Genomic DNA, 21,125 nt, shown 5'->3' with positions numbered 1-21,125 from the left:
TCAGCGGTTGAATCCATTCTTCATGTCCTTCGCCTCAACAACACGGGAAGCCAGGTAGTGCGTATTTGCACAACTTCGGGTTCACCGCAGGTTTTGGTGAAAATTTGTCAGAATGGTGATAAATCGCATCGGCAAGATGGTGGAACTCTTAACCCAACTGCTTCCTAGCCCAGAACACCTACAATTTCAGAATTACGAACTTGATGTAGAACAACAACAGATTCGAGTGTTGATGGAATCGGTGCAGCAAACAGTCTATTGCCCAGTGTGCAATCAAGCTTCCTATCGAGTGCATAGTTTCTATGAACGGACGCTGGCAGACTTACCGTGGGCAAATTATCAAATCGTGATCAAGCTGACGGTCGGCAAGTTCTTCTGTGATCAGGAAAGATGCGATCGCAAAATCTTCACGGAACGGATCGCGGGCGTGATGGCTCCGTGGGCAAGACGAACGAAGCGATTAGCAGCACAACTGAGTGAGATCGCATTGTATACAGGCGGTGAAGGTGGGGCTAAACTGAGCAAAACACTGCACTGTGAGGTCAGTCAAAACACTCTGCTATCGCTGATCTCTCGCCAGTCGATACCTGCGGTGAAAACGCCCAAAGCGTTAGGAGTAGATGATTTTGCATTCCGGCGTGGACAACGTTACGGCACAATTTTGGTTGACTTAGAGACAAATCGACCGATTGTGCTGCTTCCAGATCGCGAAGCAGACACCTTAGCAGAATGGTTAAAAGAGCATCCAGGCGTGGAAGTTCTCTCCCGTGATCGATCAAAGACCTATCGACAAGGCATGACGAGAGGCGCACCGAATGCAACTCAGGTTGCAGATCGCTTCCATTTGTTGAAAAATTTAGCAGAAGTACTAGAGCGAATCTTAGCAATGCACACCCAGCAATTGAAAGCTGTGGAAGCCGCACAAATTCCTGTGAACGATGCCATCATGATTGCTCCCGTAGTACCTCGTCTAGCTATACAGGAGCGCTCTGCCAAGGCGCGAGAACGCCGATTTGCAAAGTACGAGCAAGTGCATCAGTTACGACAGCAAGGCTGGGAGATCCTGGAGATCGCCCGACATCTCGGCATGGGAAAACGCACGGTGTATCGCTACTTGAGCCATTCCAAGTTTCCTGAATGGCAACCACATCCACATCGAGGTCGTTCTCAACGTAGTCAACTCGATGCCTACAAACCCTATGTGCTGAACCAATGGAATCAAGGACAAAGCAATACGAAACAGTTGTTTGAAGAAATCCAACAGCAAGGGTATCGAGGGAGCTATCAAACGGTCGCTCGATACACTCATCGATTGCGGCAGACACAAAAGCAACACCGTGCTCAACTCGGTGTGCAACTCCAGCTTCCAATTAGCGATCTACAACACCCCCCGTTGACTGCTCGTCGAGCGACTTGGATGGTGATGCGTCGAGCGGATCAGCGAACGGATGTAGAGCAAGTTTTGATCGCAGACCTCAAAACACAACATCCCGAATTGGCAGCAGCGATTGATTTGACGCAAGGGTTTACAAAGCTGGTGCGAGAACGATTACCTCAGCAATTGGATATCTGGTTAGATCAAGCGATGAGTAGTTCAATGAAGCTGTTTCAGGGATTTGCTCAAGGGTTAAAAGAGGACTATGCTGCCGTAAAAGCGAGCCTCATGACTGATATCAGCAATGGACCTGTGGAAGGGAACATCAACCGATTGAAACTACTAAAGCGGCAGATGTATGGCAGGGCAAGTTTTGATTTACTCAATCGGAGATTTATCTTGACGAGCTAGAGCTATCAAACAGTAAAGCAAATCTTAATACGCATTGAAATCGTCTTACTTTATAGAATAGTAGGACGACAAATTTGTTTGTCTACACGCAATGGTTCAGGAAAGATAGAAATCCATTTTCGGTTAGAGAACTGAGATTGGCTACTTGAACAATGAAATGAATGCTGAATTTTCACATATTTAATCTAGCTCACCAAAACCTGCGGAGAACCCGAAGTTGTGAAAATACGCAGCACACTCGAATCGAACAAAGAGTCAGAAACAGCGATTGACCTATTGGGGAATTCGGGAAGTCATGCGATGGATTGAGACACAGACGGGCATTGATTTGCACTCGCACCGGGGGCGGCATACCTATGCGACGAATTTGCTAATCAAGTATGGCTTGGGTGAAGGGGAAGCGATGAAATTGACTCGACACCGCGATCGCAGAAGTTTCAAGCGCTATACAAATAAGAAAGAGATTTATGCCGCTCAAGTTGCCATCCTGAGAGCAAGTGGTCAGCTACCCTCCTCATGACCCCTCCATACTGATGCTAAAGGTATATTCAACTATCATTGCTGAGTTTGGGAAAAGGGTTATGCTTGAATTCTGGTATATCAATAGTCCGGGCAGGCAGGCAGCGATACTGCCCGGACTATTGATTGAAGTGCTATAGCAGAAAGTTCTATTAGAATGTGACGCGGTAGGTCACGCTTAGGGTGCGACCTTGTCCGGCATAATTTGCACTGTCAAAGAAGGGTGCAAAGTACTGCGAATAGACTGGGAAATATTGAGTATTCAAGAGATTCTGAATCCCAATCTGTAATTCACCTTGACCTAGTTGAATGCGACTGATAAAGTCCAGCGTGACATAGCTACTAATTTTGCCACCATCTACTCCATCTTGGAACGCGCGATCGCGATTACCCGAATAAAGCAGTTGCAATCGATTTCGCCAACCTGGAAGGGTTTCATTTTCTACATAGGCAGTCAGTTTTACAGGAGGAACGGTGATGCTATTTAATGCAAGAAAATTTCCATCCTCGTCCTCATCATTTTCTCCTTCTTGCCAGGTCAGTGTTCCACCGAAAGATAGTGTTTTTGTTGCTTGCCAATCTAAGGTCGCTTCAACCCCATAGGTTCTCTGAGGTGCACGAACAATCTCTAGATTATTGTTGACCAAGCGAAAATCTTCCCCTAGATCTGAAGTGTTGTAGAACCCAGAAATACTAGCCTGGACAGTTGACCATCGACCTCGTAGACCCACTTCATAGTTGTTGACTTTCTGAGGTTCTGTTAGCCGTATTGCATCGGTGACTCGCGTGAACCCACTTGGAGGTTCTCGCAAAATAAATCCAAAGCTTGGAACGGAAAATCCTTGTGAAAAGCTCGCAAAGGCACTCAATTGATCAGAGAGTTGATAGGTTGCACCTGCATTGAAGGCTACTGTGTCAAACTGACGATCGCCCCCTTGAACAGCTTGATCATTAATGGTGACGTAATCATCGATCTTTAAGCCAAGATTGACGTAGCGTAATCCCCCACTGAGATTGAGTCGATCGTTGGCATCCCACTGTAACTGGGCAAATAAGCCCAGGTCATTCACGGTATAACGAGGAACGAAGGTTCGTTCTGCAATTTTACGAAACACACTGCCACCACTGGCATCAAAGGCTTCTGGATCAAAAACCTCAATGTTTTGGAAACTTTTTTCGTTGTTGTAATCAACTCCCCATAGGAGTTGTAAGGTTTTGTCTGGGTTAAAGGGTGTGTTGACCTGGAGCCGTGTCCCGAATTGCTCGGATTCACCGGGTGTTCGTCCAATCACGCCTAGAAAGTCTCGACCATCAAAGGGAATCCCACTACCACGAAACGCATTGTTGCGATAGTAAACCTGCCCCTGTACTTTACTGCCAAAAAGATTCTGGTGCGTATAGTCGAGCGCTACATTCGTATTGCGAATATATGAGCCTTCAGTTGTGCCTAAAATTTGCAACCCATCGATCGCTAATGTGCGTGCTTTTTGAATTCCAGGTATCACATCGATGCTTGCATCTTCTGTTAAATTGTTATTTCTACGATTGTTGTAGTGAGTTGCAGTAAATTGCAATCGCTGTTGTGGATCGAGATCTACGCCAACTTTCAACAAGCCATTCAGAATCTGAGTATCGTCAGGACTCACGCTATTGGCAATTCGATCCCCTTCCGCGTCATAAAATGTGCCTGTTGTGGTTAACCCTATCCCAGTAGTTAGATCGACCGCTCCTTGCTTGGCAGATAACTGATATTGCAGGTTATACCCAAATTTGTCCTCTGAGCCTGTTAATGCAGTGGTGGTTCCAAGTTCAAGAGTAGAGGTCAATTGATTTGATGGTTTGCGGGTGATGATGTTGATGGTACCGCCCGTTGCTTGCCCTCCGTAGATCGAATTTGGCCCCCGAACGATTTCAATGCGCTCGATCGCACTCGGATCGATCGAGGTCAATTGCGTGGGCAAAGACTGTAGGTTTCCATTTTGAGGAACGCCATCGATCAAGACCGAAATGCCTCGTCCTCGCAAAGTTGAGCCAAAGGTATTGGTGCGTTGAGTTGGAGCGCTAAATCCTGGCACTGTATTCGCGAGAATATCTCCCAAATTTCGCGTGAGGCGTGATTGTTCTTCAATCTGCTGGCGGTTGATGATGGTAATCGATCGCGGCACTTTCTTTAACGGTTCCTCAGTACGGGTTGCCGTCACGACGACTTCTTCTTCTTCTGATTCCGCATCAGACCGTGTTGCTGTATCGGATGATGTTTTCCCATTCGCCAATACCGTGAGCGACAGCCCGGCAGCAGTGGGAGCGATCTCGACATTAGGAAGTTCGCTTTTGCTAATAATTTCTACTTGTACTTGTATATTACTGACTTGTTGAACTTGTACTTGCGAGATTTCAGCCGTTGGATTGTTTGCTTGAAATGATTGCCCACTTGGTAATGCCAGCGCTGCATTTTCAAAGGTTGCAATCCAACGATTCCCCGATGTTTGAATGATAGGCTTCAAAGCTGCATTGGGCGCTGTAGTGAGTTGTAGGGCTAAACCATTCTCTGTCGATCTCACTTGGACATCAGTAATATTAACCCGTTCCACGGTTGGCGGAGCCTGTGCTACTACAGTGCCTGCTGCGGTTGATATAGACTCGATTTCAGGGAGCCTCGAAACCTGAGCATCTGCCGGTTTCACCCCTTGTAATAATGCTAAAAAAGGGACAACTGCCCACAACCAAGCCTTTGCACTCATCATTTTTCCCTCGAACACATTTTAGGGACTTATTAAGAATATTTTTCAAATAAGTCAATCAAGAATTTATCAGAAAGCTTGCATGACTGTCAAAGACTAAAGGCTCAACTTCAGAAACAATCTGACTCAAATTGCAAGGGTCAAGATTTGCTAGACGTGATGATTAGTGAAGCAATTTGAGCCGGGAGCGGTATTTCTTCAAAATGTTTGTCGCTCAGCTAGATGAGCCAAAATTTCCTGACGCGATCGCCAGACTGGGCGGAGTTGCTTTTGGGAGAACGCTTTCAATTGATCGCCAACATGAGCAGAATGGGGTTGAGTTGCATTGCCATAGCTTGTGAGTGCCATCGCCCGAACTGGGTTAGAAAATTCGATCGCAGCAGTAAAGGTATCACCATCGCTCGATTCAAATTGCCCTTGGTCGTTCGGAACAAAGTTGAGCACCCGGAAAATTCCGAGCTTTCCGGGACCTCCATTAGCAGGTAAATCGATCGAGCCATAACGTAAGCGGAACACGTCTCCCCAAGGCACATCTAGTGCTCCATACGCTGTTTTCACTTTAGTAGCTGCGGTTTTTAAGGCGGCAACTGCGCTTTTTGGATTGCTCAATCCATTGGGTGTTGTGCGAGGAGCGTTTTCGTTCCAGGGTGTTGCAAATGCTTTGGAAAGGTTCATCGCTTCCACCCAAGCGGCAAAGAGAACCGCACCCCGACTCTCTGCATTGGCATTACGATCCCACGCTTTCAGAATTGGAATGGCTTGACGCACAATTTCGCTACTATCATTTGTGGCTGCACGCAGTAAGTCATCTAGCACACGATCGGCAAGCTCCATATGAGTTGAATGTTTGTACTGAATCATCTCTTCAAATGAGATGCGGCTATCTTCAGTGAGCATTCGAGCGGAACTTTGGGCACGAAAATTCATGGGTCCACGGGGAGCCATGTAAGAGGGATAGTCATTGGCATCGATCGCACGAGGAAAGGTCGTTGTCCAGGGTGGATCGTTAGCATTTTGCAGCCAACCGCTAGCAGGATCTAGAACACGTGGTAATTGATCATAGCGATGATAGTTTGTCCACAATGTCGCAGATGTATCCCCAGGAATGATGCCTTCCCAATAGGCGAAGTCTCCCTGTTTTCGCACCGGAACTTGTCCATTGAACAGGTGCATGATATGTCCCTCGCGATCGGCGTAGATCACGGTGAACATGGGGAGTTGTAATGGGCGTAGAGCAGTTTCAAATTGAGATAGGTTGGTGGCTCGTGCCATGTTCCACCACTGCTCTAGCAAGCCAGGTTGATCAAGTCCAACGACTCTCAGTGCGATCGCTTTACCCTTCTCTTCTTTGATGACTGGGCCATGAATCGATCTCCGCACCATCAGTTTTTCTTTACGCAATTTGCCGTCTGACTGCTTAACTTTCAGAGTTTTTTCTTCTCGTTCAAAAGGACGGACTTTATCATCGAACCGATAGCCTCCATGACTTAATGTCAGTTCGTAGGTATCCCAACCGTCGTGGGTGTTCACCGTGTGTGTCCAGCCTAAGTGATCATTAAATGCGATCGCTAAAACAGGAATCCCGACGAGTGTTGCTCCATAGGCATCAATTCCGGGAGCAGTGATTTGGGCTTCGTACCAAAGAAATAGATCCGACCACGGTAGATGAGGATTGGCAAGGAGCATAGCGTTGCCACTTTCAGAGTGGGAAGGTGCGATCGCCCAAGCGTTTGATCCCCTTGGAACTTCTTCGTCGGTCAAACCAGCTAGCATTTGGGGATCAACGACAAATGTAAAGTGAAGAACTCGTTGACTATGCGCTATTACGTCTACGGCATGAATGGGTAGCACCCGCTCAACCTCATCACCAATCAAATCAGGGTGTTGAGTCGCATAGGCATTGATACCAGCCGCAAAGGCATCAAGCGCACGACGGAAGGTGGGGTTCTGGGCTTCATACCATTGGCGAGCGCGATCGGGAATCCCCATGGTTTGTACCCAGCGATCGGATTCGAGATATTCTTTGCCCCAGTACTCAGCGGATCGTCCGCGTGCCTGACCATACAGCCGCAGCAGTAAGTTCCCGTGACTTTGCATCTGTGCCCACCCAAAAGCTTGAAATGCACTCGGCACGTCTTTACCAAAGATATGAGGAACCCCCATGGTATCCCAGAGAATCTCGGTCGCCTTGGGTTCAGCCGCAAGACTATAGGTTCCCAACATCAAGGTCAGAATGAAACCGAACAGTAATGGCAACACTCGAACTGCGTTGCGATTCAATCGTCTAGAGATAGAATCTAGACGGATAAAATGTGGTTTGGGCAATCGCAAATGCTTCATTGCATGAATACTAGAGAATAAAGAGTTGTCTTTGTTAACCGATCGCTGGCTCAACCGCTTGTAATTGTTGGGCGATCGCTTTTAATAGAAGCGATTGAGCCGAGTGCAGAAAGAAGTGATTCCCCAGAAATAACTGGATCTGAAAGGGCGCGATCGTTTGGGTTTGCCAAGCCTCAAGATCGTCTCGGCTCACTTCTAAATCCTGTAAGCCACCGAGCGCTGTGATCGGGCACCCTAAGGCTGGTTCAGGCTGATAGCGATAGGTGTCGATCGCGGCAAAATCTGCCCGTAGAATCGGAGTGAGCAGTTGCATGAGTTCCTGGTTTTGCAAGACCGCTTCAGGGGTGCCGTTCAGCCGACGTAGCTCCTGAATGAAGGCAGCGTCAGGCAAGGTATAGATGGGTGGATCTCGATCGGGAATGTAAGGAGCAGCACGACCAGAGACAAACAGATGACGGGGAGTTAATCCATACGCTTGACGCAGGAAACGCGCCAGTTCAAAGCTAATCAATGCGCCCATGCTATGACCAAATAGCGCAAAAGGTTGATTCAAATTGGGTAACAGCGATTGTGCGATCGCTTCGACTAATGGTTTTAACTGGGTGTAAGGTGCTAAGCGCATCAGTGTGCCCCGTCCTGGAAGTTCGACAGCACACACTTCGATGTTTTGTGGTAATTGATCCGACCACGAGCGGAAGATGGACGCGCTACCCCCGGCATAGGGAAAGCAGAACAATCGCAGTCGAGCTTGAGGATTGGGCTTTGAGCGGATGATCCAGTTACTGTGCATCACTTTAATGGTTAGTGCAAATTAGGCGGTGCGTTTCAAGCAATCTTTGATCTGTGCTGCTAAAACCTGAACGTTGGGTTCAGCAAGCATCGTGGTATGGTCTCCAGGAACAGTGTGAATGTCGATCGGTTGAGTTGACAGCGAAGCCCAACTGGAAATCGTGTCAGAAATGGTTTGATGCTCTGGGAGTGGCTGACTGGATCGAAAGAGGGTGATTTGACCGGAATAACGCTTCGGCACGTATCGCATTAGGGCGCGAGCATTGCTCTTATACACCTGAAGAAATGCCTGAATTTGACTTGGCTGAATATCTGGAGGAACAAAATTTGCAGCCTTCATCACCTCTAAAACATAATTCAACTGCTGCTCAGGGTCTAGCGATTGGAGTTCAGTGGGTGAAATCGACAACTGTTTACCAAAAAAGTGTGCAGTGGATTCTGCTAGATCAGCTAACAGTCTCGCATCTTCCAGAGAGTTAGTATTGTCTGTTGGAGATGGGGTGTTTGAGAGCGGTGGGGTGCTATCTAATAGGGCAAGTAGCGCGATCGCTTCACCTTGTTGTTGCAATTGTTGTGCCATTTCAAATGCCACGATTCCGCCCATTGACCAGCCCCCCAAATAGTACGGTCCTTGAGGTTGAATGGTTTTTAACGCTTGAATGTAGTGGGCTGCTAACGCTTCAACGGATTCTAGAGGAACTTCCTCACCATATAAACCAGGCGCTTCAACCCCATAAAACGGTTGCTCAGAACCGAGATGGCTTGCCAGACTGGCATAGCAAATCACATTGCCTCCGATCGGGTGCATGAAAAACAAGGGCGAGTTTGTTCCGTGCGATTGAATTTTAATCAGAGGCGATCGCTCCCAGGCTTGCGGTTGTTGTCGGAGAATTCCTGCAAGATGCTCGATCGTTGCAGCTTGAAGAAAGCTCGACAACGGCAATTTGTGCTGGAACTGTTTTTCAATTTGAGCAATGAGCCGAACTGCTAAAAGTGAATGTCCCCCTAGATCGAAGAAATTATCCGTCACACTGATGGGTCGCACATTCAGCAGGTCTTCCCAAATTTGGGTGAGTTGCAGTTCTAACGCTTCGCGGGGTGGCACAAAGGTCGTTTCCTGATCTGATTTGAACAGATCGGGAATGGGTAAGGCTTGCTTATCGATTTTACCGTTCGGCGTGAGCGGAAGGGTTTTTAACCGAATAAAGGCTGAGGGCAGCATATATTCGGGCATTTGGGCTTTCAAGAAATTGCGCCAGTCATGGGTGGTAGAGGTTGCCTGAGAATGGGAAATGACATAGGCAATTAGGCGCGGGTTGCCTGCCACATCGGAGCGAAGTAGAACGATCGCTTGTTGAATATCGGGATGCTGGCATAAGGCTGTCTCGATTTCGCCTAATTCAACTCGAAACCCTCGAATTTTAACCTGATCATCCATTCGCCCTAAAAACTCAAGGTTTCCATCCGTTCGGTATCGTACTAAATCACCTGTTTTGTACAATCGTCCGTCCTGACTAAATGGGTGATGGATAAAGCGTTCTGCGGTTAATTGGGGCTGGTTCAGATAACCTCGTGCTAGGTTGTCACCACTGATATAGAGTTCACCAGGAATGCCGATCGGGACAGGCTGCAACTGTTGATCGAGGACATAAGCCTGTGTGTTCGCGATCGGGCGACCCAGCAAAACAGAGTTCGTTCTTGCATGAGTAGGAAGGTCTTCCACTTGATAGGTCAGTACACCGATCGTTGTTTCTGTGGGTCCGTAGTGATTCAGAATGACACAGTTAGGAGCTAGCTGCTGGATCGTTTCAATTAAACTCCAGTTGCAAGCTTCCCCACCCAAAATTAACCGTTGACGAGGCAAAATATCAGCATTTCCACTAGCGAGCAACGCCTCCAGGTGAGAGGGCACGATTTTGAGGCAATCGATCGCATGGTAGCGGCAATAGTCTGCGAAAGCTTGCGGAGTTGTGGCGCGATCGGCAGAAATGATGTGAAGACAGCCCCCGGTGCAAAGAGCCGAGAAAATTGCTGTGTTTCCCAAATCAGCCGCGATCGTAGACACCGTAGCAAAGCTAGATCCTTCGGGCAGGTTCAAGCGTTCCAGAATGCCCTGCACATAATTGCAAAGTTGCTGATGTTCCACTGCCACGCCTTTGGGCTTACCTGTGGAACCAGAGGTATAGATCACATAAGCCAAGTTGGAGGGAGTAGGACGGTGGGAGAGTAGGGGCGAATCTGAGAAATCGGGTCGATTGTCTAAGCAGATCACTGGAGCCGTGATGTCAGGAATTGACTTGAGCAGAAGCGTTTGAGTCAGCAGCACTGAGATCTGGGCATCTTGCATCATGAAGGCTAAGCGCTCGCGAGGAAAAGCAGGATCGAGGGGCACATAGGCTCCTCCTGCTTTAAGAACGGCAAGCATCGCAATGATGAAATCACACGATCGCTCCAAGCAAATTCCAACCCGGACTTCGGGCTTAACTCCTAATGCTTGTAAATCGCAAGCAAGTTGAGCGGCGCGAGTATTCAGTTCGGCGTAGGTCAGTTGTTGGTCTTCAAAGATGACAGCAATCTGATTCGGAGTGCGATCGACTTGTGCCTCAAATCGCTTATGCATGCAGAACTTTGAGACAGGAGTTTGGGTATTGTTAAATTCAACAAGCAGTTGATGGCGCTGTCGATCGCTGAGAATGGGGAGTTGAGCGATCGTTTTTTGGGGATTTGCAACAATTCCCTCAATTAACACCTGCCAATGTTCCCCTAATTGCTGAATGTCTTCATCACTAAACAGAGTCGCGTCATAGTGAAATCGGGTGAACAAAGCCTCTGCGGTTTGAGTGCAGGAGAGGTTGAGCTTGAAGCGTTCTGTGTAAGGAGAGTGCCGTTCAAGCGTAAACACTAATCCGTCAGCAGCGTATACCGCAGGTTGATCATCAAAATCGAAACAAAATGGAAGTGCTTTCCATCCACGTTCAGATTGTTGCTCTAAATGGTTCCCAGTAAAGTAATCCTGCCATTGCAAATGATTCTGAACTGTTTGATCAATCGATCGTAGCAGTTGATCAAATGTCTCCTGTTCTTGCAGGCAGCACCGCAGCGGTAGATATTTGGCAAATAGACCGATCGCAGTTTCTAGTTCCTCATCATTGCGACCCTCACAGGCAGTACCGACGATGATCTCGCCTTGTTGAGTGAAGCGCCAGAGCAGAATCATCCAGCAAGCAAGAAAAAATGTGGCTGGGGTCGTGTTGTGCTGTTGGGTGAGTGCGTTGATTTTAGCGATCGTTTCCGGTGCGATCTGCTGCTCCAAAGCGCGAACATCAAAGGGAGCGGAACGAATGGATTTTGCTTTAAAGGGCAACTTTAGAGTGGTAATTCTTGAGAAGTCTTGTTGCTGCCAGTAGGTGTGACCGATGTGGGCATCCTCATCTTCTAGGAATTGATTTTGCCATTCTGAGAACTGCGTATATTGCACAATTTCGTCATCAAGTGTTTCACCCCGAAGGCAAGCCTGATAAGACTGACCCACCTCTTGAACGAGATTTTTCAGTGTTCTGGCATCAGCGCACAAAGCAGGCAAACTGAGCAACAAAATATGTTGTTGGGCTGACAGGGTTAACAAGGTAGATCGCAGCCCTGATCCATGCTCCACATCAAATGCTTGGCATCGATCTTGCTCAAATAAAGCATTGATGTGGGTCTGTTGTTGCTGGACAGATCCGCCTCGCAAATCGATCTTGTGCCATACGAGTTGACCACTTTCTGCAATGACCTGAATGGGAGTTTTTAGCCCACCCGGACGGACAAAATCAGTCCGCAGAATTTCGTGGCGATCGATGATTTGTTGAAGGGCAGATTTCAGCACTCCTAAATTCAGATCACCGTCAATCCGCACAGTGCATTGAACGCGATAGATGCCGTTCTCTTGTTGCACTTCCCAAAGCCGTTTTTGCTGTGGAGAAAGTCGAAATCCCTGAATCACTCTATCTTGCAACTGCATTGCCTGCCTCCAATCTTGCTGTCTCTGCGGGACTAACGAGTTCTCCCATTGCCACCACAATCTTGCGGGCACCCCCATAAGGATTACGCCCATGAGCGCTCAGCATGTTATCTAGCATCAGGATGTCACCTTTCTGCCAAGGGAATTGAACGGTGGCTTGCCGATACGCCTCACAAACTTCTTCAACGACTGAGTCTTCAATTGGTGTTCCGTCCCCATAGTAGACCTGACGCGGCAAGTTTTCCTCACCAAACAGGGAAAGCAGAGACTCTTGGACACTGAGATCGAGACAAGACAAGTGATGCAGTTGAATTTGATTGAAGAAGACCGTTTCCCCAGTTTTGGGATGCGTTGCGACTGCTGGACGAATTTCGCGAGTTCTCAAGCCATTGTTAGCTTTCCACTCAAACTCGATGCCATGATTGTGGCAGTAAGATTCTACAACGGATCGATCCGTGGTGTGGAAGAATCGGCTCCAACTAACATCGAGTCCATCGGTATAGTTCCGCACGTACATCAGTTGCTTTTGGGCAAAGTGTTCTTGTAACTTGGGATCGAGCAGTTGATAAACTTTTCGGCAATCTACGATCGGCGTTTCACCCCCCGATTGGGCAGGCTGCACACAGAAAAACCAGATCTTCATTGGGTAGCAGTGCAGATGCGAACTTTCGTTGTGGAACAAAATGGCTTTATCAGCCGGATAGGGAGTAGAGGTGTAGACGTTTTGGCTAACCTCTTCGCGGGGCAAGTCGCCGTATTCCCCAAATAGCGCTGGGCAAATCGTTTGGGCAAACCGCTCAAACTCTGGGACTGAAGCCGCATTGAATCCGCGAAAGAGAATTGCACCATGCTTTAATAACTCCGTTTCAAGCAAGCCCCGGTTGTTCTTTGCCCAACCAATTAGATCGATATCTTCTAGATTAGGCTGTACAACGAGGGGTAGGGGTTCTCCAGGCTGGAGATAGCTTGTGGTCACGAGTCCCGTTTCGGGTACGCTAATGGCTTTTGGTTGAATGGATTTAAATTTACTGAAACTCATGTTTTTGCGATCGCGGGGTTGATGAAGTGGTTTGGGTTCGGCTGCGGTTTGCAGACTCAATGTGCTAAGTCGTGCTTCGGGTGCAGCGACAATACTGGCAAGTAAAGCAGTGAAGTGATTTGCCATCTGAGCGATCGTGTCAGGGTCAAAGCGATCGACGTTGAACTTCCAGGCTATTTGAATGGCGGGTTCCGTCTCTGTCACAAAGAGGGCTAAATCAAATTTCGATAAGTCGTTCTCTTGGGTGTCGAGAGGATGCAGCGTCAGATCCGTTAGCTCGATCGTCGGAACGGGCGTATTTTGCAACACGAACAACACCTGAAAGAGCGGAGTCTGATGTAAGTTGCGCTCTGGTTGCAATTCTTCGACCAGTTTGTCAAAAGGTAGGTCTTGATGAGCATAGGCGTTGAGTGTGACTTCCCGGACTTGTTGCAGCAGTTCCCGAAAGCTAGGATTGCCGCGCATATCTGATCGCAGCACCAAGAGATTGACGAAGAAACCGATGAGCGATTCTGTTTCGCTATGGGTGCGATTAGCAATGTCGGTGCCCACCACAATGTCATCCTGATGGGTGTAGCGATGCAGCAACGTTTGCAAAGCTGCCAGCAGCGTCATGAATAGAGTGACATTCTCTTGACGACTGAGGGATTGAAGCTGTCTAGAGAGATCGACCGAGAGTTCACTGGTATGGCTTTTGCCCTGGTAATTCTGGCTTTTAGGTTGGGATGGCTTCGTCGGTAACTTCAACGGCGGCAAATTGCCCCCTAAAAGCTGCTGTTTCCAGTAGTGAAGCTGCTGGTCTAGCACGTCTCCCTGCAACCATTGTCGCTGCCACACAGCAAAGTCAGCGTATTGGATCGGTAACGCAGGCAGGGGAGAAGGCTGACCTGTACAAAACGCTTCGTACAATGCCATTAATTCACGCAGTAGCACTCCCATAGACCAACCATCCGAAATGATGTGGTGCATGGTCAATAGCAAGACATGCTCTGTTGCATTCAACCGGAGCACTGTTACCCGCAGTAGTGGACAACAGGTTAGATCAAAGGGCTTACGGTCTTCCTCATCAACTAGGTGTTGGACAGCCGTCTGCTGCTCGGCAGGGGAGAGAGATCGCAGGTCTACAACCGGGACGGGCAGGGTCAAAGTCGGAGCAATGATCTGGATGGGTTGTCCTTCTACGACAGCAAAGGCAGTTCGCAGGGCTTCATGGCGTCGCACGACTTCGTTCACACTTTGCTCTAGTGCAGATATATTGAGCGTTCCGGCTAAGCGAACGTGAGCAGAAAAGTTATAGAGTGCGCTATCGGGTGCAAGCTGACTGAGAAACCACAGCCGTTGTTGGGCAAAGGATAGAGGCAATGCTTGAGTACGATCGACGGGTTGCAGAGGCGGAATGGCAAGCTGTTGTCTGGTTTTCATTGCCTTCTCGATCTGCGGTGCCAATCGCGCGATCGTAGGAGTTTCAAACAGCACACGCAACGGCAACTCCACATTGAACACATCCCGCACGCGTGACATGAGTTGTGTGGCTAAGAGGGAGTGTCCACCAAAGGCGAAGAAGTCATCGTGAATGCCTATCTCGGCTCCGAGAATCTGCGACCACAGAGAAGCTAGCATTTCTTCAACGGGTGTCTGTGCGGCTTCAAGTGTTGGGTCTAGCTCAGATGGAATCTCACTCGGTGCAGGAAGTGCTTTGCGATCGACTTTGCCGTTTGGGGTTAAAGGTAATGCTTCTAGCCGTACAAAAGCAGCAGGCACCATGTAGTCAGGGAGCTTTGTGTTGAGAAAGCTGCGCCATTCAGAATGAGACGCGGAGACAGGGACAACGTAAGCAATGATGCGTTGATCGCCGAATTCGGTTTCTCTGACGGTAACGGCTGCCTGCTGTACGGTGGGATGTTGACACAATACGGATTCAATCTCACCGAGTTCGATGCGGAAGCCCCGAACTTTTACCTGATGGTCGATGCGTCCCAAACACTCGATCGTGCCATCCGAGCGGTAGCGGGCGAGATCTCCAGTTCGATAGAGTCGTGTTTGCTGCTGCTCTGGCAGTTCAAGCTGGAGAAACCGATCTGCGGTTAATTCTGGACGATTGAGATAGCCTCTGGCTAACCCTGCACCTCCGATGTAGAGTTCACCCGTGACCCCGACTGGAACAAGTTGTCGATCGCGATCCAACACGTAAATCTCGGTATTGGCGATCGGGCATCCGATGGGAACGGGTTCGTTGTCAGATTCAACCGCATGAATCGTAGACCAGATGGTGGTTTCGGTAGGACCATACAGATTCCAGAGGGCAGCACACTTAGACCGTAACTGACTTGCCAGATCCGCTTGCAGTGCCTCTCCACCACAAAGCACTTTCAGTTGTGCGTTACCCTGCCATCCTGATGCCAGTAGAAGCCGCCAAGTCGCAGGCGTTGCTTGCATGATCGTGGTGCCGGATTGGACTAACGCTTCAGATAACCGCACCCCATCACAGGCGACTGCGCGACTGGCAATCACGACACGGGCACCCACTGTCAATGGCAGAAAGAGTTCTAGCGCGGCAATGTCAAAGGTGATGGTCGTAACCGAGAAGAAAAAATCTTGGGAGGTGAGGTTGAGGTGTTGCTGAAGTGATTGGATAAAGTTGGACAGCGAATGGTGTTCGATTTGCACTCCCTTGGGCTTGCCCGTAGAGCCAGAGGTGTAGATCACATAGGCGAGGTGGTCGGGAGAACAGGGGAGCGGGGAACCGGGGGAGAGCGTTGTCCAATCAGAATCGAGGTAGAGAACTTTTGGATTAGATTGGGTAAGCGGAGGGGAGAGATGCGATTGAGTCAGCAAAATCTCAACGTCTGCATCCTCTAGCATGAAGGCGATACGGTCTTGCGGATATGCCGGATCGATCGGGAGATAAGCCCCACCTGCCTTGAGAATTGCGAGAATGCCGACCAGCATTTCTAGGGAGCGATCGACACAAATTCCCACTAACCCATTGGGACGAACGCCTAACGTTTGCAAATGACTTGCCAGTTGGTTGGCTCGATCGTTCAGGGCTTGATAAGTCAGGTGTTCCTGCTCGAATACAGCAGCGATCGCGTCCGGGGTTCGTTTGACCTGTGCCTCAAATAACTGGTGAATGGGGACTTGGGCAAATTCAACTTGAGTCTGGTTCCATTCCTGGAATTGGTGCTGTTCTGCCTTTGTCAGTAAAGGTAAATTTGAGAGACGATCGTTCTCATGGGCGACAATTCCTTCTAGTAAGGTTTGGAAGTGTCCTAACATTCGAGCGATCGTCTCATCATCAAATAAATCTGTGCTGTACTCGATCAGGGCTTGCAACCCTGCTTCGGTTTCTGCCATGTTGAGGCTCAGATCGAACTGAGTAGTTTCTCCAGCAGTTTCTAGGTTACTCAGCGTTAAACCGGGGAGTTCCAGGTCAGCCATCGGTGCGTTCTGAAGCTGGAACATTACCTGAAAGACTGGGTTATAGCTCAAGTTGCGTTCGAGGTGCAGTGTCTCAACCAGTCTTTCAAATGGCAAGTCTTGATGCGCGTATGCGTCGAGTGTGGTTTTGCGAACTTGAGCCAATAGCTCTCGAAACGTGGGATTGCCTGAAACGTCAGTGCGAAGAACCAAAGTGTTAATGAACACCCCAATGATATTCTCCACTTCCAGGCGATTGCGGTTCGCGATCGGGGAACCCACTAGAAGATCAGTTTGCCCAGTATAGCGATACAGCAAGGTCTTAAAGGCTGCCAGCATCGTCATAAAGAGAGTTGTATCCTCACGACGGCTGAAGGCTTTCAGTTCCTCCATCAAGGCGTTGGGTAGTATGAGAGATTGATAGGCTCCCCGAAAAGTCTGCACCGGAGGACGGGGACGATCCGTGGGCAGTTCGAGCAGAGGTGGGGCGTGCTGGAGTTGCTGTTGCCAATAGTGGAGTTGAGTCTCTAGGACATCGCCTTGAAGCCACTGCCGTTGCCACACGGCAAAATCGGCATACTGAATCGGTAGTTCTGGCAGTGAAAGAGACTCGCCTGTCGAAAAAGCACTGTAGGCTTGGGCAAATTCTTGGATCAACACACCCAATGACCAGGCATCGGCAATGATGTGATGCAGCGTGAACAGAAGGACGTGCTGCGTCTCGCTCAGTTGGAGTAAGCAAACCCGCAGGAGCGAATCGTTCCCTAAATCAAAGGGAAGTTGGGCTTCTGCTTGAGCGAGTTGTTGCACTCTCTGGGTTTGTTCAGGTTCTGAACAGTGATGCAGATCAACGATCGACAAATTGTGCGATCGAGCGGTTGCAATTACCTGAACAGGATCTCCTGCTACGGTGGTAAAGTTTGTCCGTAAGGCTTCATGACGCTGAATTAGTGCGTCTAAACTGTGTTCGAGTGCTGCAATATTCAGGTGTCCCTTCAGCAGAATAGCCGCAGGCATATTGTAGAAAGCGTTACCGGGTTCTAGCTGATTGAGAAACCACAAGCGCTGTTGGGCAAAAGACAGCGGGAACGTGTTCGTCGATCGTGCCTGTCGTTGAATCTGAGTTGGGGTTGGGTGCTGGCTCGTCTGATGCAGTCGTTGCAGCAGCAATGCCCGCTTTTCTGGTGAGAGGGCAGCAAGGCGTTGGCTTAGATCACTCATGGTCAATGCTCCCGGTGGAAGATGTTTCAGCAATCAGGGCAGCTTTAACGTCAGCTTCCGGCAATTGCTCTAAGTCTGCTATCAGGTGAGCCAGGAGGTCATGGTCTGCTTGCTCTAGTTGTTTGTCAGCAATCACCTCGGCTAAAGCAGCGATCGTGGGGGCATCAAACAGTTGACGCATGGGTAAGTCGATCCCCAAAGCATTGTGAATGCGAGAGGTGACTTGCGTGAGCAAGAGGGAATGTCCGCCCAAGTCAAAGAAGTCGTCATACACACCGATTTGTTCGAGTCCCAAAACTTCCGCCCAAATTGCGGCTAGGGTTGATTCGATCGAATTGCGAGGCGCAATATAGGCAGCTTCTAGCTCGGGTCTGACTTGTTCGGGTGCGGGTAAGGCTTTGCGATCGACTTTGCCATTAGAGGTGAGCGGCAGCTTCTTTAACACCACAAACGCAGACGGCACCATATAGGCAGGAAGTTTTTCCTGAAGAAACGGTCGGAGAATGGAGGCGTTGGGCGTGGCAGAAGGTGCAGGAACGAGATAGGCAACCAGGCGTTGATCTCCAGGAGTATCTTCGCGATCGATGACAACTGCTTGCTGCACGGCTGGATGCTGAGCCAGAACAGTTTCAATTTCGCCTAGCTCAATGCGGAAGCCGCGAATTTTGACTTGATGATCGATACGCCCCAAATATTCGATCGTGCCGTTGGGAAGAAATTGAGCCAGGTCACCGGTTTTATACAACCGAGAACCTGAGCAGAAGGGGTTAGGAATAAAGCGTTCTGCTGTGAGTTCAGGACGATTGAGATAGCCCCGCGCGACTCCTGCGCCACTGATGTATAGCTCACCGGGAAACCCGGTGGGAACTGGTTGAAGATTGCGATCGAGCAAATAAAGCTGAGTGTTGGCAATGGGGCGACCGATTGGAATGGAACCTGTCGAGGGTTGATCGGAAGGAACCCAGTAGACACAGCAGCCGACTACGGTTTCTGTTGGACCATACTCATTCACCAAAGCCGTTTCAGGAGCGGCAGTTTGCCAGAAAGCAATGTGCTGTGCCGTCAGATTTTCACCGCCAATCACGAACATCTGGGTTCGATGCGACGCGGTTTCAGCAGGAAGCTGTTGTGCCAGTAGTTCGAGTTGTGCAGGGGTAATTTTGATCAAGCTATAGTTCGACTTTGTTTGGAGCGCAATGGCTAACGCTTCAATTCCCAAGTCTTCGGGCAGTAGTTCGACTTTCGAGCCGACCAGTAAGGGCGCAAATAGCCCCGTAATCGTGGCATCAAACGCGATCGACGAATGAACTAATGCCCCCTCCCCCTGCTCAACCCCATACGCTTGCGTACACCAGCACAAGTAATTGACGAGTCCTCGATGCGGAATTAAGGTTCCTTTGGGTTTTCCAGTCGAGCCGGAAGTATAGATCACATAAGCCAGGTGGTCTGGTGTGAGCGAGGATGGCGGGTTTTCTGCACTCGATCGTTCGATCGTCTCCCAAGCGGAATCGAGACAAACGAGTTGGGCTGAAGTGTCAGGCAAGCGATCAAGGAGTCGCGCCTGGGTCAGCACGACAGGAGCCTGGGTGTCTTCTAACATAAAGGCGATGCGCGCTTGGGGATAAGCCGGGTCAAAGGGCACATACGCTCCCCCTGCCTTTAAAATGCCGAGAATCCCAACCAGCATGTCTAGAGAGCGTTCAACACAGATTCCGACAAGCGTTTCAGATTTGACACCGAGCGATCGCAGATAATGGGCTAATTGATTGGCACGAGCATTGAGTTCAGCATAGGTCAGATGCTGGTCACCACAGACAACTGCAATGTTGTTTGGAGTATGATCAACCTGTTGTTCAAACAGATGATGAAAGCATTGATTTGGATAATCGAATTGCGTGTGATTGAACGCTACGAGCAGTTGATGCCGTTCACGATCGCTCAAAATATTTAAGGTACAAATTTCTGCTTGCGGGTTGTAAATCACGCTTTCGAGGAGCGTCTGCAACTGTTCTGCCAAGCGTTGGATGTCCTCAGCTTGAAGGACAGTTGCATCATAATGAAAATCTGTGGTTAGACCGTCATGGCGATCGATACAAGAAAGCCTGAGTTTGCAGCGATCGACACACACAGAAAATCGATCAATTGACCAGGAAAGCTCAGAACCGCAACTGGTGAGATCCAGCGTTTCAAAGTCAAAGCCAAAGGGCAAGATGGATGGATCGCGCGCTTCTTCCTCCCAAGCAAAATATTCCTGCCAAGTGTCGGCTTCACGCTGCAACTCCTCGGTTTTTCGTAACACATTTATGAATTGAGCACGATCGCTTAGTTGCCCATATAGCGGCAAATATTTCACGAAGGTGCCGATCGCGGGTTCTAGTTCTTCGTACTTTCGTCCGCTAAAGGCGGTGTTCACCACCACCTCAGATTGCCCCGTTAAGCGCCACAGCAGAATTTGCCAGCAGGTGAGTAAGAAAGTTTCTGTAGAACACTCGTATGTTTTCGCAAATTCATTGATCTCGGCGACTAATGGCGAAGCGATCGTGGCACTAAAAACATGGGGCTGAAAAGTAGAGGATTTAGTAGTCGAGCGTTCATAGGGCAACTTGACTGTGAGTGCTTCTGCGATCGCTAGCTTGCGCCAATAGCGTTTTGCCGTTTCGCTTTCTTCAGCGTCTAACAATTCGTTTTGCCATGCTGCAATATCGGCATACTGTAACGGCTCATCGGTTAATTCCTGATTCTGGGTGCAGGCACGATAGACCTGACTGATCTCACGAATTAAGTTTTTGACTGCCACGCCATCTCCGCAGAGGGCAGGTAAACAGATCAACAGCATGTGCTTCTGAGCCGACAGCATCACTAAAGCAACCCGAAACAGCGATCCTTGCTCGAAGTCAAACGGAAGTTGACCGAATTCTTGAAAGAGAGCTTCGATTTGGCTCACTTGCACTTGAGCAGTACGATCGCTCAAATTCAGTTCGCTGTACCAAGAAAAATCGCACTCACCTATCACTTGAAGCGGGAGCGTAAGTCCGGGTAAGCATTTGAATGTAGTTCGGAGAATTTCGTGACGATCGACTACGTTCTGCAACGCCAATTTGAGTCTCTCGCGATCGAAGGCTCCATCAATCTGCACCGAAACCTGGACGCGATAAGGTTGGTGCTGATCCCTTTGCTGCAACTTCCACAGATGTTTCTGCTGCGGAGAAAGGGAATAGCCCTCGATCGTGTCTTGCTGTCTGTCTATACTTGCACTCTGCATGTTGACCT

Annotated in this window: 8 protein-coding genes; 2 read left to right on the top strand and 6 right to left on the bottom strand. The window is 49.1% G+C overall.

What is annotated here, in order from left to right:
• The first annotated feature begins 139 nt into the window (after positions 1–139).
• Together ACQ4M5_RS34125 and ACQ4M5_RS34120 are read left to right on the top strand one after the other, a co-directional pair.
• Entirely contained in the window at positions 140–1,786 is a 1,647-nt protein-coding gene (locus ACQ4M5_RS34125) for an ISL3 family transposase (protein WP_430680247.1), read from the top strand.
• 268 nt (positions 1,787–2,054) lie between these two features.
• Positions 2,055–2,306 (top strand): site-specific integrase, encoded by a 252-nt coding sequence (locus ACQ4M5_RS34120; RefSeq protein ID WP_071596260.1) that lies wholly within the window; start codon positions 2,055–2,057, stop codon positions 2,304–2,306.
• A gap of 151 nt (positions 2,307–2,457) precedes the next feature.
• Here the strand turns inward: ACQ4M5_RS34120 and ACQ4M5_RS34115 are convergent, their stop codons facing one another.
• The 6 genes from ACQ4M5_RS34115 to ACQ4M5_RS34090 form a co-directional block, all read right to left on the bottom strand.
• Positions 2,458–5,049: a TonB-dependent receptor domain-containing protein gene (locus ACQ4M5_RS34115; RefSeq protein ID WP_017291706.1), complete on the bottom strand. Its 2,592-nt coding sequence runs from the start codon at positions 5,047–5,049 to the stop codon at positions 2,458–2,460.
• A gap of 195 nt (positions 5,050–5,244) precedes the next feature.
• Complete coding sequence (locus tag ACQ4M5_RS34110; RefSeq protein ID WP_017291705.1) at positions 5,245–7,386, bottom strand: acylase; 2,142 nt, start codon at positions 7,384–7,386, stop codon at positions 5,245–5,247.
• A gap of 34 nt (positions 7,387–7,420) precedes the next feature.
• Positions 7,421–8,176 carry a thioesterase II family protein gene (locus ACQ4M5_RS34105; protein WP_017291704.1) on the bottom strand — a complete coding sequence of 252 codons (756 nt, stop codon included), beginning with the start codon at positions 8,174–8,176 and terminating at the stop codon, positions 7,421–7,423.
• 21 nt (positions 8,177–8,197) lie between these two features.
• Positions 8,198–12,178: a non-ribosomal peptide synthetase gene (locus tag ACQ4M5_RS34100; RefSeq protein WP_017291703.1), complete on the bottom strand. Its 3,981-nt coding sequence runs from the start codon at positions 12,176–12,178 to the stop codon at positions 8,198–8,200.
• Positions 12,162–17,855 (bottom strand): non-ribosomal peptide synthetase, encoded by a 5,694-nt coding sequence (locus ACQ4M5_RS34095; protein WP_017291702.1) that lies wholly within the window; start codon positions 17,853–17,855, stop codon positions 12,162–12,164. The genes ACQ4M5_RS34100 and ACQ4M5_RS34095 overlap by 17 nt, the downstream gene beginning before the upstream one ends.
• The gene (locus ACQ4M5_RS34090) at positions 17,848–21,117 is read right to left on the bottom strand and encodes a non-ribosomal peptide synthetase (RefSeq protein WP_017291701.1); all 3,270 of its coding nucleotides are present in this window, start codon (positions 21,115–21,117) and stop codon (positions 17,848–17,850) included. The genes ACQ4M5_RS34095 and ACQ4M5_RS34090 overlap by 8 nt, the downstream gene beginning before the upstream one ends.
• Positions 21,118–21,125: the final 8 nt, after the last annotated feature.

The organism is Leptolyngbya sp. AN10 (assembly GCF_050565645.1).
GTDB lineage: Bacteria > Cyanobacteriota > Cyanobacteriia > Leptolyngbyales > Leptolyngbyaceae > Leptolyngbya.
The sequence above is the reverse complement of the archived record's forward strand: the minus strand, read 5'-3'. Positions and strand labels throughout refer to the sequence as shown.